The sequence below is a fragment of the Catenulispora sp. GAS73 genome (genome assembly GCF_041262085.1).
Classification (GTDB): domain Bacteria; phylum Actinomycetota; class Actinomycetes; order Streptomycetales; family Catenulisporaceae; genus Catenulispora.
The window spans coordinates 38,664-55,272 of the sequence record NZ_JBGCCM010000019.1 but is presented as its reverse complement, the minus strand read 5'-3'; the positions used below and the strand labels follow the sequence as shown (position 1 = coordinate 55,272).

Annotated in this window: 15 protein-coding genes; 11 read left to right on the top strand and 4 right to left on the bottom strand. The window is 71.0% G+C overall.

Features of this window, described 5'->3' with window-relative positions; translation table 11 throughout:
• Positions 1-118: 118 nt before the first annotated feature.
• Entirely contained in the window at positions 119-1,483 is a 1,365-nt protein-coding gene (locus ABH935_RS27280; RefSeq protein ID WP_370380789.1) for a serine hydrolase domain-containing protein, read from the top strand.
• 66 nt (positions 1,484-1,549) lie between these two features.
• Complete coding sequence (locus ABH935_RS27275; protein ID WP_370380788.1) at positions 1,550-2,308, top strand: MBL fold metallo-hydrolase; 759 nt, start codon at positions 1,550-1,552, stop codon at positions 2,306-2,308.
• 82 nt (positions 2,309-2,390) lie between these two features.
• On the opposite strand, the gene ABH935_RS27270 is transcribed toward ABH935_RS27275, so the two are convergent.
• Positions 2,391-3,071: a hypothetical protein gene (locus tag ABH935_RS27270; RefSeq protein WP_370380787.1), complete on the bottom strand. Its 681-nt coding sequence runs from the start codon at positions 3,069-3,071 to the stop codon at positions 2,391-2,393.
• A gap of 155 nt (positions 3,072-3,226) precedes the next feature.
• Here ABH935_RS27270 and ABH935_RS27265 point away from each other — a divergent pair, with 155 nt between their 5' ends.
• The 6 genes from ABH935_RS27265 (at position 3,227) to ABH935_RS27240 (ending at position 9,869) form a co-directional block, all read left to right on the top strand.
• Positions 3,227-4,888 (top strand): biotin/lipoyl-binding protein, encoded by a 1,662-nt coding sequence (locus tag ABH935_RS27265; protein ID WP_370380786.1) that lies wholly within the window; start codon positions 3,227-3,229, stop codon positions 4,886-4,888.
• Positions 4,889-4,893: 5 nt separating this feature from the next.
• Positions 4,894-5,646, top strand: a complete 753-nt coding sequence (locus tag ABH935_RS27260; protein WP_370380785.1) for an ABC transporter ATP-binding protein — start codon at positions 4,894-4,896, stop codon at positions 5,644-5,646.
• Positions 5,646-6,875: an ABC transporter permease gene (locus ABH935_RS27255; protein WP_370380784.1), complete on the top strand. Its 1,230-nt coding sequence runs from the start codon at positions 5,646-5,648 to the stop codon at positions 6,873-6,875. Before ABH935_RS27260 ends, ABH935_RS27255 begins: the two co-directional genes overlap by 1 nt.
• A gap of 50 nt (positions 6,876-6,925) precedes the next feature.
• Positions 6,926-7,561 carry a hypothetical protein gene (locus tag ABH935_RS27250; protein ID WP_370380783.1) on the top strand — a complete coding sequence of 212 codons (636 nt, stop codon included), beginning with the start codon at positions 6,926-6,928 and terminating at the stop codon, positions 7,559-7,561.
• An 11-nt stretch (positions 7,562-7,572) separates the two neighbouring features.
• Positions 7,573-8,274: a response regulator transcription factor gene (locus tag ABH935_RS27245; RefSeq protein ID WP_370346264.1), complete on the top strand. Its 702-nt coding sequence runs from the start codon at positions 7,573-7,575 to the stop codon at positions 8,272-8,274.
• Between the two features lie 158 nt (positions 8,275-8,432).
• On the top strand, positions 8,433-9,869 hold the full coding sequence (locus ABH935_RS27240; protein WP_370380782.1) for a sensor histidine kinase: 1,437 nt from the start codon (positions 8,433-8,435) through the stop codon (positions 9,867-9,869).
• Between the two features lie 439 nt (positions 9,870-10,308).
• Here ABH935_RS27240 and ABH935_RS27235 read toward each other — a convergent pair whose 3' ends face one another.
• A complete protein-coding gene (locus ABH935_RS27235; protein WP_370380781.1) occupies positions 10,309-11,931 on the bottom strand; it encodes an AMP-binding protein in 1,623 nt (540 codons plus the stop codon).
• 53 nt (positions 11,932-11,984) lie between these two features.
• Between ABH935_RS27235 and ABH935_RS27230 the strand changes: the two genes are divergently transcribed.
• From ABH935_RS27230 to ABH935_RS27220, 3 genes are all read left to right on the top strand, one after another.
• On the top strand, positions 11,985-12,221 hold the full coding sequence (locus ABH935_RS27230) for a hypothetical protein (RefSeq protein WP_370380780.1): 237 nt from the start codon (positions 11,985-11,987) through the stop codon (positions 12,219-12,221).
• A gap of 115 nt (positions 12,222-12,336) precedes the next feature.
• Entirely contained in the window at positions 12,337-13,641 is a 1,305-nt protein-coding gene (locus ABH935_RS27225) for a sensor histidine kinase (RefSeq protein ID WP_370380779.1), read from the top strand.
• Between the two features lie 124 nt (positions 13,642-13,765).
• Positions 13,766-14,395, top strand: coding sequence for a response regulator transcription factor (locus tag ABH935_RS27220; RefSeq protein ID WP_370380932.1), 630 nt, complete (start codon positions 13,766-13,768; stop codon positions 14,393-14,395).
• A 13-nt stretch (positions 14,396-14,408) separates the two neighbouring features.
• Here ABH935_RS27220 and ABH935_RS27215 read toward each other — a convergent pair whose 3' ends face one another.
• Both ABH935_RS27215 and eno read right to left on the bottom strand, forming a co-directional pair.
• The gene (locus ABH935_RS27215) at positions 14,409-15,005 is read right to left on the bottom strand and encodes a septum formation initiator family protein (RefSeq protein ID WP_370380778.1); all 597 of its coding nucleotides are present in this window, start codon (positions 15,003-15,005) and stop codon (positions 14,409-14,411) included.
• A 77-nt stretch (positions 15,006-15,082) separates the two neighbouring features.
• Positions 15,083-16,369, bottom strand: a complete 1,287-nt coding sequence (gene eno / locus ABH935_RS27210) for a phosphopyruvate hydratase (RefSeq protein ID WP_370380777.1) — start codon at positions 16,367-16,369, stop codon at positions 15,083-15,085.
• Between the last annotated feature and the right edge of the window lie 240 nt (positions 16,370-16,609).

The window sequence follows — 16,609 nt, the reverse complement described above, 5'->3', positions numbered from 1 at the left end:
CCAAAAATCGGTTCCCCGCACCGGGATTCCGGCCGGTACGGTGCGAAGGGGTGTTCTCGTGAGGCCGTACTTCTCGCAGGCCTCTGACACCGTTCCGCCGACCGGAAGTGAGTGGCAGATGACCGACCGTACGACCTCCTGGCCCGATCGCCTCGCCGACCTCGCGCGGGAGCACGGCATCGTCGGTGCTTCGCTGGCCGTCCTGCACCGCGACGAGATCGTCGTCGAGGCGGCCGCCGGGGTGACGAACCTCGCCACCGGCGTCGAGGTCACCACCGAGACGCTCTTCCAGATCGGCTCGATCACCAAGGTGTGGGTCGCGACCATGGTCATGGCCCTGGTCGATGAGGGAGTCCTCGATCTGGACGCGCCGGTGGTCTCCGTACTGCCGGAGTTGCGGCTGAAGACCGACGAGCTGACCGCGGGCGTCACGATCCGCCACCTGCTGACCCACACCAGCGGAATCGACGGTGACCTGTTCGTCGACACCGGCCGGGGCGACGACTGCCTGGAGAAGTACGTGGCGCTCCTGGCCGATGCCGCGGTGGTCCACCCGCTCGGCGCGACCATGTCGTACTGCAACGCCGGCTTCGTCCTGCTCGGCCGGGTCCTGGAGGTCGTGACCGGCGTGCAGTGGGATGAACTGATGCGGGAGCGCCTGTTCCGCCCGCTCGGGCTGACGCACACGGTCACGCTGCCCGAGGAGGCGTTGCTCTTCCGGACCGCCGTCGGGCACGAGAGTCAGCACGGCAAAGCGCTCAAGGTGGTGCCGCGCTGGGGCCCGATGCGCTCGACCGGCCCGGCCGGGCTGATCTGCTCGACGCCGCGCGAGGTGCTGGCCTTCGCCAAACTGCACCTGGACGGCGGGACGACCGCCGAGGGCGTCAAGATCCTGTCACCGGAGAGCGCCGCCGCGATGCAGCGGCGCCAGATCGAGCTGCCGGGCCGGTACGGCGCCACCGGCTGGGGCCTGGGCTGGATGCTGGACGAGTGGGACGGCACGCCGGTCGTCGGCCACAACGGCGCGACGATAGGACAGAACGCCTTCCTGTCGATCCTTCCGGAGCACGGGCTCGCGATCTGCCTGGTGACCAACGGTGGCGACGTGCACGCGTTCCGAGGTGCCGTCTTCGGCGAGATCGCCGGGGAACTGGCCGGCGTCACGATGAAGGCGGCGCCGATGCCGGCTGCTGAGCCGCTGCCCTTCGATCCAGCGGACTTCGTAGGCGTCTATGAGAAGGCCGGGGACCGCATCGAGATCGGCGACAACGAAGGCGTCCTGTCCGCGGTCTTCACCGCCACCGGCGAACTCGCCGACCTGTCGCCCGAACCCGAGATCTGCGAGATGCGGCCCCTCGGGCCCGACGCCTTCGTCATCCAGTGGCCCGGGGAGTCCGACTGGACGCCGATGACCTTCTATCATCTCCCTGATGGGACGCCGTACCTCTATTGCGCGGTGCGTTCGATACCGAAGGTCGGTTGAAACCGCTGGAAACAGAATCTTGAGTCCGAATCCCCCATCCTCCGCCAGAACAGCAAGGTGCCGATGATGACGAAGCAGTTCCGCCAGGAGGACGTCGTCCAGGTCGAGGACGGTGTCCACGCCGTCTTCGGCAGCGACGTCGCGTGGGTGGTCGTGAAGGACGGCGACAGCGCCACCCTGATCGACACCGGTTACCCGGGCGACCGGGCGAATCTGCTCGCGTCGCTGGAGCTGCTGAAGGTGGCGCCGGAGGCGCTGAGCGCGGTTCTGATCACGCACGCGCACAACGACCACCTCGGCTCGGCGCAGTGGCTGCGCGCGACGTACGGCGTTCCGGTCCTGATGCACGCCGAGGAGGTGCCGCACGCGCGGCGCGACTTCCTGGACCAGGTGTCCGTCGGGAAGGTGGCCGCGAACGCGTGGCGGCCGGGCGTGGTGCCGTGGGCTCTGCGGGCGGTGCGCAACGGTGGCACGGCGGATGCCGCGGTCGCTGAGCCGCAGGCCTTCCCCGCTCCCGGCGCGCTCGACCTGCCCGGCTCTCCGGTGCCGCTGCACATCCCCGGACACACCGCGGGGCACTGCGCGTATCTGTTGCCGGCCGGCGGGATCGTGGTGGGCGGGGACGCGATCGGGACCGGGCATCCGACGTCCCGGGTCAAGGGCCCTCAACTGCTGCCCGCCATGTTCCACAAGGACCGGGACAGCGCGCTGGCGGGGTTGAGCGTGCTGGAGGACACCGACGCCGAGGTGCTGGTTCCCGGGCACGGACCGGTGTACCGCGGCTCGGTGCGGGACGCCGTCAAGCTGGTGCGGGAGCGCGGGTAGCACGGCGGCACCGCGAAGCGGCATCCCGGGCCCGCGGGCGCAGTTCTGGTCCGGCTTAAGGAGAATCCCGTATCGGCCCGGCTCAGCTGGAGAGCGAGGAGGCGGCGGACTTGGCCGTCGCAAGGTCCTGAGTCACCGTGGCCGCCGCCGAGTCGAGAGTCGCCTGCGTAGCCGCTCCCTGTTGATACTGCGCCGCGGTGGCGACCCAGTCGCCGAGGTCGGACTTGGCCTTCGCCATGTCGTTCATCCACTGGTCGAGGGTGCCGCCGTGGTCGCCGCCGTAGGCCGCGGCGGCTTGGCGCTCGGCGTCCACATACGTCGTGTCGCTCTCGGGATTCGGCGAGGTGCGGAACTTCGCGAACTGCGCGGCCGGCGACTTCGGGTCGCTGAAGGCTTGTCCGTATGCTGCGATGCCCGGGTAGGGCGTGTGCCCCACGATCTTCTGTCCTGACGCCAGCAGGTCCGCGTAGTGCTGGACCGAGGCCAGCAGGATCTGGGTGCTCTTCGACGAGTCCTTGGGAACGGCGGGCGCGGTGCCGCCGCCGGAACCGTCAGAGTTCGTATTCGCGCCGCCGCTCGTGCCGCCGGCCGACTTCGGGCTGGAGCCGTCGAAGGCGCCGAACGCGGCGGCCAGGGCGAATACGACGGCCACCGCGGCTATCCCGTACATCACCAACAGGCCCTGTTGCTGCCCCATGCCCAGCACCCGGCGCAACGGCCGGCCGCGCCGGCCCCCACCCGGATTCCAGTCAATCTTCGGCACGGGGAAAACCTATCGCCGGACAGCGGATATTCACCAGGGAGTCAATACGGCGGACACCTCTCGGATGCATGCAGAACGCTCGATTATGAGAGCCAGATGAGACTGAACGTACCCCTTCACCTTCGCTTCAGTTACGAACGACAACCTCTGGCGCCATGACCGATAGCCCGCGACTCCAAAAAGGAGTCTGGATAAACACCTCGCTCGCCGTGGTGGTAGCCGCCGGTGGAGCGGGCGCCTGGGCGCTGCTCGGCTCGTCGAACTCCGGCAAGTCCACCACCGGCCGTACCGTCGCTGTACAGCGTGGCAACGTGACCGCCCAGGTCTCGGCCTCCGGCAACGTCACCCTGCCGACCGAGTTGGACCTCGCGTTCACCGCCTCGGGCACGGTGACCGAGATCGACGTGAAGCCCGGCGACGTGGTGAAGACCGGCCAGGTGCTGGCAAAGATCGACACCACCGAAGCCAACCAGCAGCTGGCCTCGGCGCAGGCCCAGCTGACCACCGCACAGGCCCAGCTGGCCAAACTGCAGCAGGGCCAGACGCCGCAGCAGGCGGCGCTGAGCCAGCAGCAGCTGACCACGGCCGCGGACTCGCTGAGCGCCGCGAAGACCTCGTACTCCGACGCGCAGAACAGCATCGCGATCGACGCGCAGACGCTGGCCTCGGCGGTCACGACGGCGCAGAACAACCTGTCCGCTGACCAGGCGCTGCAGACCTCGGACTGCGCCGGCGGAACGGCCAAGGCCGCCGCCTGCACGCAGGACACCACCAAGGTCGCGCAGGACACCAACGCGGTCACGTCCGCCGAGAACGCCCAGAAGTCCGGCGCGCAGAAGGACACCCAGTCCCTGCACCAGGCGCAGGCCTCGATGACGCAGGCTCAGAACTCCTACAACACGGCGGTGGACCAGCAGGCGGTCTCCGCCGCGCCGGCCACCCCGGACCAGATAGCCGCGGCCAACCAGTCCGTGGTCAACGCCCAGAACTCGCTCGCCGCCGCCCAGAAGGGCGTCGCCGGCACCGTCATCACCGCGCCGCAGGCCGGGACGGTCCTGTCGGTCGGCGGTTCGGTGGGCGACTCGGTGAGCGCCGGGTCCGCCTCCTCGACCTCGGCGGCGTCGTCCTCGTCCGGCGGATCTACTGGGGGTTCCTCTGGAGGTTCGGCCGGCGGTTCCTCGGGATCGTCGAGCTCGTCGTCCTCCAGCAGCGCCAAGTCCGGCAGCAGCTTCGTGGTGCTCGGCAACATGAGCAGCCTGACGGTGCGCGCCGAGTTCGCCGAGACCGACGCCTCCAAGCTCAAGGCCGGCGAGAGCGCGCAGGTCGCGATCAACGCCATCCCGGGCTCCTCGCTCACCGCGACCGTGCAGTCCGTGGACCCGACCTCGACCGTGGTGTCGAACGTCGTCGAGTACGGCGTCACGCTCCAGTTCACCTCCGGCCAGCAGGACCTGGCGTCCCTGAAGCCGGGCCAGACCGCGTCGGTCTCGGTGGTCACCGACAACGTGACCAACGTGCTGTACGTGCCGTCCTCCTCGGTCACCACGCTCGGCGGCCAGAGCTACGTCACGGTGGTCAGCGGCAAGACCCAGACGCAGACGCCGGTCCAGGTCGGCGTGGTCGGCGACACCACCACCGAGATCGCCTCCGGGGTGAACGAGGGCGACCAGGTCCTGCTGTCCTCGCGCACCGGCAGCAGCAGCACCACCGGCACCCGGGGCGGCGGCCTGACCGGCGGCGGCTTCGGCGGCGGGACCGGCGGGGCCGGCGGCGGCGGTCTGGGCACCGGCGGCGGCCGGGGCGGGTTCGGCGGGTGACCGGCATGAGCGGTTCGAACGGTCCGAAGCCGGTCATCGAGCTCGCCGACATCCACAAGACCTACGGCATGGACGGCACCGCCGTCCACGCCCTGCGCGGCGTCAGCCTGACCGTCCCGGCCGGCGACTACGTCGCGATCATGGGCGCCTCGGGCTCGGGCAAGTCGACGATGATGAACATCGTCGGCTGCCTCGACGTCCCCACCTCCGGCCGGTATCTGCTGGACGGCATCGAGGTCGAGCACCTGTCGGACCGCCAGCTCGCGCTGGTCCGCAACCGCAAGATCGGCTTCGTCTTCCAGTCCTTCAACCTGCTGCCGCGCACCACCGCGCTGGACAACGTGGAGCTGCCGCTGATCTACGCCGGCGTCGGCACCACTGAGCGGCGCCGGCGGGCCCGCGCGGCGCTGGAGCTGGTCGGCCTCGGCGAGCGCCTCAACCACAAGCCGCAGGAGCTCTCCGGCGGCCAGCAGCAGCGCGTGGCCGTGGCCCGGGCGCTGGTCACCGCGCCCAGCCTGATCCTGGCCGACGAACCCACCGGCAACCTGGACAGCACCTCCTCGGCCGACGTGATGGCGCTGTTCGACCGGTTGCACCAGGCCGGGCGCACCATCGTCCTGATCACCCACGAGCACGACATCGCCGAGCACGCCGAGCGCGCGATCCGGTTGATGGACGGGCAGATCGTCTCCGACGAGCGCAACGGCGAGCGCGGCTGGATCTCCGAACAGCACCGAGTGCAGCACGGGAGCGTCTGATGAGATTCCGCGAAGTCTTCCGGTTCGCCTTCGCCGGGCTGAAGGCCAACAAACTGCGCTCGGCGCTGACCACGCTCGGCATCCTGATCGGGGTCGGCGCGGTCATCCTGCTGGTCGCGGTCGGCAAGGGCTCCGGCGCGCAGGTGCAGGCGAACATCGACAAGCTGGGCACGAACCTGCTGGAGGTCTCCCGGCAGGCCGGCGGCTTCGGCGCGCGCGCGTCCCGCAACACCGGGACGCAGAGCACTGTCTCGGCGCTCACCCTGGCCGACGCGCAGGCGCTGGTGGACCCGGTGAACGCCCCGGACGTGCTGGACGAGGCCCCGGTGGTGACCGCCTCACCGACCGCCACCTACCAGGGCGCCACACACCCGATCGCGCAGCTGGTCGGCACCTACCCGGCGTACCTGACGGCGACCAACTGGCAGATCGCCGAGGGCTCGTCGATCACCGACGACGACGTGAGCCAGGCCCGCAAGGTGATCGTGATCGGGCAGACGGTGGCCACCGACCTGTTCGGCACCGCGGACCCGGTCGGCCAGCAGGTGATGATCAACAGCGTCCCGTACAGCGTCGAGGGCGTGTTGCAGGCCAAGGGCTCCAGCGGCCTGCAGGACGCCGACGACTTCGCGATCGCGCCGCTGACCACCGTGCAGGACTCGCTGAGCGGCTTCGGGTCGCTGAACCAGATCGTGGTCCAGGCCAAGTCGGCCGACGCGACCACCGCGGCGCAGGACGAGATCACCTCGATCCTCACCGCGCGGCACCACCTGGCGGCCACCGCCTCGCCGGACTTCCGGGTGCTGAACCAGCAGTCGCTGCTGGCCACCTCCAGCTCCACCACGCACACCTTCACGGTGCTGCTGGGCGCGGTCGCGGCCATCTCGCTGCTGGTCGGCGGGATCGGGATCACCAACATCATGCTGGTCACGGTGACCGAGCGGACCCGGGAGATCGGCATCCGCAAGGCGCTGGGCGCCCCGCGCGCGGCGATCCTGGGCCAGTTCCTCATCGAGGCGGTGATGCTGTCGCTGATCGGCGGGGCGCTGGGGGTGGCCGCCGGGCTGATCGGCACCAGGTTCACGGTGGCCGGGGTGAAACCGGTGATCGTGCCGGCCTCGATCGCGCTGGCCTTCGCGGTGTCGGCGCTGATCGGTCTGTTCTTCGGGTCGTTCCCGGCCAACCGCGCGGCCAAGCTGCATCCCATCCAGGCGCTGCGGCACGAGTAAGCCCCCTGACGAGCCAGAAGTCCACGAGCAGGAAGATTCGGAAGTCACAGATGTCTGAGAACCCCGGCGGCCAGCCCGCTGACAACAACGCAGAGTTCGAACTCCTTTCCCAGGCGCCGTCCGCACCGGACATCAGCGGACAGCTCAAGCCCGCCCGCAGCGGCGGCGGCGGGATCCCGAAGGTGACGCTGGGCCTGATCGGCGCGGTGCTGCTGGCCGGCGGGTTCGTCGGCGGGATCGCGGTGGGCAAGCACAACAGCTCCTCGACCTCCACGAACACCGCCACGGGCACGAACCGGACCCGGACCGGCGGGTACGCCGGCGGCTTCGGGACCGGCGGCGCGACCGGCGGGACCGGGGGCACCGGGACCGGCGGCACCCGGGGCGGGGCCGTCACCGGCACCGTCAGCGCGGTCAGCGGCACGACCATCACCATCACCGACAGCACCGGCAAGTCGGTGACGGTGGACACCAGCCCGCAGACGACCGTGACGATCGGCAAGACCGGTACGGTCGCGGACCTCACGACCGGATCTCAGGTGACCGTGCTGGGCACTCCGGACAGTAGCGGGACCATCACGGCCCGTTCGGTTGTGAGTGGTATCACAGGTCTCGGGTTCGGCGGACGCGGCGGAAACCGCACTCCGGGTGCCACGCCGTCTTCGCCGGGTGGGTCAAACGGGTGATACTGGACGGGATGGACACCCGAGAATCCCGCAGCCTGCTGGTCGTCGACGACGACACCGAGATCCGTGACGCGATCGCCCGGGCCTTCCGCCTGCAGGGCTATCGCGTGCGCACCGCGGCCGGCGGCCTGGCCGCCCTGGAGCAGATCGCGGCCGACCCGCCGGACGCGATCGTGCTCGACGTGATGATGCCGGAGCTCGACGGGGTGGAGGTGTGCCGGCGCCTGCGCGGCGTCGGCGACCACACCCCGGTGCTGCTGCTGACCGCGCGCGACGCGGTCGGGGACCGGGTGGCCGGGCTGGACGCCGGCGCCGACGACTACCTGGTGAAGCCGTTCGCGCTGGCCGAGCTGCACGCTCGGATGCGGGCCCTGCTGCGGCGCGCCGAGTACGAGCCGGTGCCCGAGTCGGAGCGGCTGGTGTTCGAGGACCTGGAGCTGGACCCCGAGTCCCGGCTGGCGTACCGGAGCGGGCGCACGATCGAGCTCACCCGGACCGAGTTCGCGCTGCTGGAGCTGTTGATGCGCAACGCCGGGCGGGTGTTGCCGCGCGAGGTGATCTCCGACCGGATCTGGGGCTACGAGCTCGGGCCGGAGTCGAACTCGCTGGAGGTGTTCGTGTCCTGCATCCGGCGGAAGACGGAGGCGGGAGGCGAGGCGCGGCTGGTGCAGACCGTGCGGGGGTTCGGGTACACGTTGCGGGTGTCGGGGTGAAGTGGGAGCGGTTACGTCGGGGGAAGGGCGCCGGGGCTGAGGCCGGGGCCCAGTTCGCGGGTGCGGATCGCCGCGATCAGGGCACTGAGAGAGCCGAGAGCGCCGAGAGTGTCGGGACCGGTCCCGCCGAGAAGCCTCGGCGCCGTTCCCCCCTGGCCGTGTGGCACCGCACTCCGCTGCGTGCGCGGCTGGCCCTGGCGGCCACGATCGCTGTGGCGGCCGGCGTCGGCGGGGGCGTGGGGTTCGCCTATGTGGCGGTACGGCACTCGCTGATCCAGCAGGTCGACGACGGTTTGCAGGACCAGGGCACGAGTGCGCAGAAGACGCTGCTGACCAACCACCGCCTGCCCCACTACGAGGGGGTCCGGAGCCGGAAGTTCGGCGACACCACGACCAATGTCCAGTATCTCGACTCCACGGGACAGCCGCTGCAGCCCCAGCAGGTGCGGCCCGCGACGCTTCGCCAGCCTCCCGTCTACGCGCTCCTCCCGGCCTCGTCCCTGGTGATACCGATCTCCCAACAGGACATCCAGGTCGCCGCCGGATCCATGGACAGCGCCCTGTACTCCGGCCACATGAACGGCCAGCGTGTCCGGGTCCTGACACTGTCGATCAACAACGGGCAGGCGATCCAGTTCGACGCCCCGCTGACCGCGATGGACAAGCAGCTGTCCGCGCTCGGCTGGCAGCTGTTCGGCGCCGGCGCCGCGGGCATCGTCCTGGCGGCGGGCCTGGGCTGGCTGGTGACGCGCACCGCGCTGCGTCCGGTGGCGGAGCTGACCAGCACCGCCGAACGCATCGCCGCCACCCACGACCTGGCGCACCGCATCCCGATAGACGGAACGCCCGGCGAGCCCCGCGACGAGCTCGGCCGGCTGGCCGCGACCTTCAACAGCATGCTGGACGCGGTCCAGGAGGCCACCGACCGCCAGCGCCAGCTGGTCGCCGACGCCTCGCACGAGCTGCGCACCCCGCTGACCTCGCTGCGCACCAACGTCGAGGTCCTGGCCTACGCGCAGCGGCTGGGCCCGGAGGACCGCGAGGCCCTGGTGTCCGGCATCATGTCCGGCCTGGACGACCTGACCACGCTGGTCAGCGACACGGTCGAGCTGGCCCGCGGCGAGGAGCAGGCCGCGCTGTTCGAGGAGCTGCGCTTCGACCTGCTGGTCCAGCGCTGCGTGGACCGCGCCGCCGCACACTGGCCGAAGGCGGCGTTCAAGACGGATCTGGACGACAGCGTGGTCGTGGGCGTCACCGACCGCCTGGCCAAGGCCGTCCGCAACCTGCTGGACAACGCCGCGAAGTTCTCCCCCGACGGCGGCCTGGTCGAAGTCGGCACCGCCACCGGACCCGACGGCATGGTGACCCTGACCGTCCGCGACCACGGCCCCGGCATCCCCGAAGCCGACCTCCCGCACGTCTTCGACCGCTTCTACCGCGCCGCCAGCTCCCGCGACCTCCCGGGCTCCGGCCTCGGACTGGCGATAGTGGCCCAGGTGGCCGTCGGCCACGGCGGCGGCGTGACGGCCGCCGGGGCCCAGGGCGGGGGCGCGGAGTTCCGGCTGACGCTGCCGGTGGCGGCTGCTTGGCGGTAGGGCGGTAGGGCGGCGGTTGTTGCGGTGCGGCGGTTGCTGCTGCCGGTGGCGGCGGGCCGCTGTAGGCCGGACTTTGGCGACGCTCTGCGGTGCGTGATGCTGCCTTGCGGGCGCGGTGCGACAGCTTGACCCGGCAATGCTGCCCGGCGGTGCTGCTGCGCGGCGGCATGCAGCGGTTCGGTGCTGCGGTTCTGTGCGGAGCGGCTTCTGTTGCGGCGCGGCGCAGCGGCGATGCCGTGCTGCCGCGGTGCGGTGCTGTGCGGAGCAGCTTGTGTGGTGCTGTGCTGCTCCGGTGCGGCGCTGTGCGGCGGCATGCGACGGTTCTGTGCGGCGGCGGTGCGGCGGCATTCGGCGGTTCTAGCCGGCGGCGGTGCAGTGCTGCTGCGGTGTGCGGCGGTTCTGCGCGGAGTGGCTTGTGTTGCGGTACGGCGGTGCAGTGCTATCGGCTTCGGTCAACCAGCTCGTACCCGGTCCCCCGCGCCGGCCGTGCCCACACCGCGTCGTCGCCGACTGCCCACCATCCCTGCTCGCGCAGTGTGTAGCGCGAGACCTTCTCGGTGGCGGTGGTCGTCAGGGCGGCGGTGATGCGGATGAAGCGGGGGGCCATCTTGGTGCCCAGGTCCTCTTGTGCGGCCAGGAAGTCCGCGAAGGACGCCGGGTCGAAGGCGGCGCCTTGCCTTAGCACCAGGGTGCACATGACCGCGTCGCCGGTGACCTCGTCGGGGACCGCGTAGGCGGCGACCGCCTCGGCGGGGGTCCAGCGGGCGAGGATCGCTTCTAGGAGCGCCACCGAGATGTTCTCGCCGTCGATGCGCATGCGGTCGGCTTTGCGGGCGGCGAAGTAGAGCCAGCCGTCGGTGTCGGCGTAGAACAGGTCGCCGCTGCGGTAGTGGCCTTCGGCGTAGCGTTCGGCGTCGGCGGCGGGGTTGTTCCAGTAGCCGGTGAAGGCGCCGGGGCCGGTGCCGATGAGTTCGCCGATCGCGGTGGCGCCGTTCAGGAGGCGGCCTGCTGCGTCGAATTCGGCCGGTGGGCAGGGGGCGCCGGTCTCCAGGTCCACGATCGACAGGGTCTCGTCGGTGCGGCCGACCGCTGCGCCGCGGGCCAGGACCGCGGGTGGGAAGGTGCGGGGGGCGACGATGTTGATGCCGCCTTCGGAGGCGCCGTAGCCCTCGGACAGGGGGCAGCCGAAGCGGCGTTCGAAGCGCTCGCGGTCCAGGGGGCCGGCCTCGGTGCCGAAGCCGGCGCGGAGGGGGTTGTCGGCGTCGTCGGGGTGCTGCGGGGTGGCCAGGATGTAGGAGATCGCGCGGCCGACGTAGGTGAAGTACGTGGCCTGGTACTCGCGCACGTCGGGCAGGAAGCCGGAGGCCGAGAAGCGCTCGCGCAGCGCCACGGCGGCGCCGGCGACCAGTGCGGGGCCCCAGTTCGCCAGGATCGCGTTGCCGTGGAACATCGGCATCGGGATGTAGCAGACGTCCGAGGCCGTCAGCTCGTAGCGCTCGGCCATCGCTCTGCCGGACGCCGCGACCCGCCCCTGCACGCACGTCACCGCCTTCGGCACGCCGGTCGAGCCGGACGTGAAGTACAGCAGCAGCCGGGTGTCCTCGGTGACCGGGGCGACCGGCTTGACGTCCGCGACGGTCACGCCCCGGTACGGCTCCAGCGCCTCCCGGTAGTCCGGCTCGTCCACGACCAGCAGCGGCAGCGTCTCCAGGCCAAGTCCGGCCAGCAGCGGAAGGTGCGAGCGCGACGTCACCAACAGCTCGCACTCCGCGTGCCGGACGTCGCGCGCCAACTCGGCGCCACGCCGCGTGGGGTTCACGCCGACCAGCGCCGCCCCGGCGAGCGCGGCGGCGGAGAGCCAGAACACGAACTCGTCGGTGTTGCCCAGCAGCACCCCGATATGCGGCTGCATGCCCGGCCGGTGCCGGTCGGTGAACAGCGCGGCCCTGGTGGCGGCCTGCGCCGCGATCTCCGCATGCTGATACCGCAGGCCGTCCGGGCCGAGCAGCCCGAGACCGTCCTGTTGGGACTGAACGCCGACCAACTCCGCGACCGTGGACATGCCGCGTATAGAAGGCCATCCCGCGTGAGGCCGCAAGAGGTTACCCTGAGTGCGTGGACGTGAACGTATCGGCAACGGTCAAAGTCCGAGTCACGGTCGATGCCGAGAAGTGGGCGGCGGCCAGCGGCGTAGAGGCGCTGCAGGCCGGCGCATCTCTGGCCACCGCGCTGAGCGACGCGCTGGAGCGCTTCTCCGATCTGGTGCCCGAGGTGGACGAGGCCGGCGGACAGACCTGGGTCGAGAAACTGACCTGGACGGCGTCCACCACCAGCCCCGCACTTCCCTCCTGAACCTGTCGCCCCCGTGCCGCCCCACCGGCTGGGCGATGATGGTAGGGATAACCGGGGGTTGAACTTCCGTGGCCGCACCGTGGGCCGCGCAGGCTGCATCGGCGAAGCTTTTCCCATGAAGCGTTTCCTGTTGAGCCCGGTGTCGGGGCGCACCGCCCGCCAGTACCTGTACGCCCTGGTGTGCTCCCCGCTCGGGATCGCGGGCTTCGCCTATGTGGTGGCCACGCTCGCCGTAGGCGGCGCGTTGTCCTTCACGTTCATCGGCCTGCCCCTGATCGCCTCCGCGATCTTCCTGGCCAAGAAGTACGGCGGCTTCCAGCGCGGCCTGGCGCGCAGGCTGCTCGGCGTCGAGATTGAGCCGCCGCACCCGAACACCCGCTGGCACACCGCGCACGGGCTGCTGGCCAAGCTCGGCGCGGCCCTCGGCGACCTGGCGGCCTGGCGGTCGCAGGCCTACCTGCTCGTGCGCGCGCCCCTGGGCGTCGCGTACATCATGACGCTGGGCCTGGGCGTGGTCGAGGGCGTGGTCCTCGCCGCCTACCCGATCTGGTGGTCGCTGTTCGACCCCCGGGACAAGGACAGCAAAGGCCACTACCACCACGCGGCCATGCAGCTCGGCGACGGCTTCTACATCGAGACCTGGCCCCGGGCGCTGATCGTCTCGGCGATCGGCCTGGTGTGGGTCCTCGCCGCGGTCTGGATCCTGAAGTTCTGGATCTGGCTCGACACCCTGCTGATGAAGGCGCTGCTCGGCCCGACCAGCAGCGAGCTCCGGGTGGAGGAGCTGACCGTGAGCCGCGCGCACGCCGTGGACGACTCCGCGGCGCGGCTGCGCCGGATCGAACGCGACCTGCACGACGGCGCACAGGCCCAGCTGGTCGCGCTGGCGATGCAGCTCGGCGAGGCGAAGGAGAACCTGGACGCCACCGGAGGGGGCGGCGAGCTGGACCTGATCGAGACCCGGGCGCTGATCGACACCGCGCACCGCAACGCCAAGCAGGCCATCAACGAGCTGCGCGACCTGGCCCGCGGCATCCACCCGGCGGCGCTGGACAACGGCCTGCGGGACGCCCTGGGCACGCTGGCCGCGCGCTCGGCGATGCCGGTGACGGTGAACGTCGCGCTGGGCGAGCGGCCGGACCGGGCGATCGAGACCATCGCCTACTTCTGCGCCGCCGAGCTGCTGACGAACGCCGCCAAGCACGGCGCGCCGACCCGGGCCGCGCTGTCGGTGGTGCAGGAGGACGGCAAGCTGACGCTCACCGTTGAGGACGACGGTCGCGGCGGCGCGCAGGTCGGCTACGGCGGCGGGCTGGCCGGGCTGCTGGACCGGGTGCGCACCGTGGACGGCTCGCTGGCCGTGGACAGCCCGGTGGGGGGCCCGACGCTGGTGATCGTGAAGCTACCGATGCACGTGTAGCGCACGTGTGGCGCACGTCTGAGGCGCGGCGGCCGACCTGACGAGGTCCGCCGCCGCCGCACGCTTCGGCTATCTTCGGGGTGGTCCAGGACCACCGCCGAAGGAGAAGACCCCCGTGCGCATCATGATCGCCGAAGACTCCGCAATCCTGCGGGACGGTCTGGTCCAGATCCTCACCAAGCGCGGCCACGACGTCCCGGCGGCCGTCCCGAACGCCGACGAGCTGCTGGCCGCGCTCGCCACCGACGTACCGGACGCGGTCGTCATGGACATCCGGATGCCGCCGACGCACACCGACGAGGGCCTGCGCGCCGCGCTGGAGCTGCGCAAGAGCCACCCGAAGGTCGGCGTACTCCTGTTCTCGCAGTACGTGGAGACCCGCTACGCCCGCGACCTGTTCGGCGGCAAGGTCTCCGGCGTCGGCTACCTGCTCAAGGAGCGGGTCGCCGACGTCAGCGAGTTCGTCGAGGCGCTGACCAAGATCGCGGCCGGCGGCACGGTCCTCGACCCGGAGGTCGTGGTCCAACTCCTCGGCTCCCGGCCCACCGACGCCCTGACCGCCCGCGAACGGGAGGTACTCGGACTGATGGCCGAGGGGCGCTCGAACGCCGCGATCGGCAAGCAACTGGTGCTCGCCGACAGCTCGGTGGAGAAGCACATCAGCAACATCTTCACGAAGCTCGGGCTGCCGCCGGCGGACGAGGACCACCGGCGGGTGCTGGCGGTGCTGAAGTACCTCGGGGTGACGCGGTAGGGGCGACGCGACCTCAGTGGTCGGTCGCCGAGGACGGCGTGGGCCCCGCAGTCACCGAAGGCGTCGAAGAAGGCGGCGGCGCCCCGGTCGCAGCCGTCACCGAGCTCCACAGCTGCGCGTACCACGCGCTGGAGCCCTCCGAGGGACCCAGCGTCCCGTCGGGCCCGCCGGTCGCCGCGTCGCCCGCACCGAGCAGGCGCAGGCCGGTCTCCCCGGGGAACACGTAGTGCAGCCGGAGCCGGGCCTGGATCTTGACGTAGTCCGGGTCCTGCCACTCCGCGAGCTGCTGCCGCAGCTGCTCGACCTCGGCGCGCTTCTCCGAGTTCTGCTGCTTGAGCTGGTCGATCTGCGAGCTCTGCGAGAAGTACTGCTGCAGCGGGTACGCCAGCGCCAGGACCAGCGCGCAGAGCACGAGCATCAGGATCGCGGCACGCGCCGTGTACCGCGTGCGCTTCTTGCCGGAGCCTGCAGAACCGCCGGAGCCGCCGGAGCCACCCGACCCCGAGCCGCCGTCGCCGAAGGAACGCGAAGATCCCGACGCAGCGTCCTGCCGCTGCGTCGGGACCGCGCTCAAGCGCCGAGGCGCCGGCCCTGAGCCTGCCGACTTCATGCCTGCGACGATACCGCCTGCCGGTCAGAGCGGGCGGTACCGCCGGGCGGCCCGGGTGTCAGGCCCTGTCAGCCCCGTCAGCCCTCGTGCGTGAAGCGCGGGAAGGCCGAGCGGCCCGCGTAGCGTGCGGCGTCGTCCAGCTCCTCCTCGATGCGCAGCAGCTGGTTGTACTTGGCGACGCGGTCCGAGCGGGCCGGGGCGCCGGTCTTGATCTGGCCGCAGTCCACCGCGACGGCCAGGTCGGCGATCGTGGTGTCCTCGGTCTCGCCGGAGCGGTGCGACATCATGCAGCGGTAGCCGTTGCGGTGCGCCAGCTGCACGGCGTCGAAGGTCTCGGTCAGGGTGCCGATCTGGTTCACCTTCACCAGCAGCGCGTTGGCCTGGCCTCCGGCGATGCCGCGGGCCAGCCGCTCGGGGTTGGTGACGAACAGGTCGTCGCCGACGATCTGGACCTTGGCGCCCAGGCGGTCGGTGAGGATCTTCCAGCCCTCCCAGTCGTCCTCGAACAGCGGGTCCTCGATGGACACCAGCGGGTAGGCGTCGACCAGCTCGGCGTAGTACTCGGTCATCTCCGTGGCGGTGCGGGTCTTGCCCTCGAACTGGTACGCGCCGTCCTTGTAGAACTCCGACGCCGCGACGTCCAGCGCCAGCGCGATGTCCCGGCCGGGGACGTAGCCGGCCTTCTCGATCGCGACCTTGATCAGGTCCAGCGCGTCGCGGTTGGACGGCAGGTCCGGCGCGAAGCCGCCCTCGTCGCCCAGGCCGGTGTTCAGGCCCCGCTCCTTCAGCACCGACTTCAGCGCGTGGTAGACCTCCGCGCCCCAGCGCAGCGCCTCGCGGAAGCTGCCCGCGCCGATCGGCGCGATCATGAACTCCTGGATGTCCACGTTGGAGTCGGCGTGCGCGCCGCCGTTGAGGATGTTCATCATCGGCACCGGCAGCGTGTGCGCGTTCGGCCCGCCGAGGTAGCGGAACAGCGGCAGCTCGGCGGACTCCGCGGCGGCCTTGGCCACGGCCAGCGAGACGCCGAGGATCGCGTTGGCGCCCAGGCGGGCCTTGTTCGGCGTGGCGTCCAGGTCGATCATCGCCTGGTCGATCAGCCGCTGGTCGGAGGCGTCCTCGCCGACCACGGCGGGGTAGATCTCGTCCAGTACTCCCTGCACGGCGTGCTCGACGCCCTTGCCGCCGTAGCGGGCCGGGTCGCCGTCGCGCAGCTCGACGGCCTCGAAGGCGCCGGTGGAGGCACCCGAGGGGACCGCCGCGCGGGCGAAGCTGCCGTCTTCGAGGAGCACCTCGACCTCGACGGTCGGGTTGCCGCGCGAGTCCAGGATCTCCCGCGCGTTGATGGCTTCGATGGACGCCACGTCTCATCTCTCCTTCAGCTCTGATGGTTTCGCCTCCAGAGCCTATCCCTCGGCAGGCAGAGGTCCTTGCTCAGCAGGGTCAAGGGGTGAGACGGAAAGCACACGGCGCGCAGCGTTCGCCGCCAGTTCCCCTGGCTGGTACCCGGCAGACGTGTTCCGGGCCGCGGGCATACCGAACGGACGTGCTAAAAGCCGGCATCTACTCGGGCCACCATCCGCCCGAACAGTAGGGTCACCCCC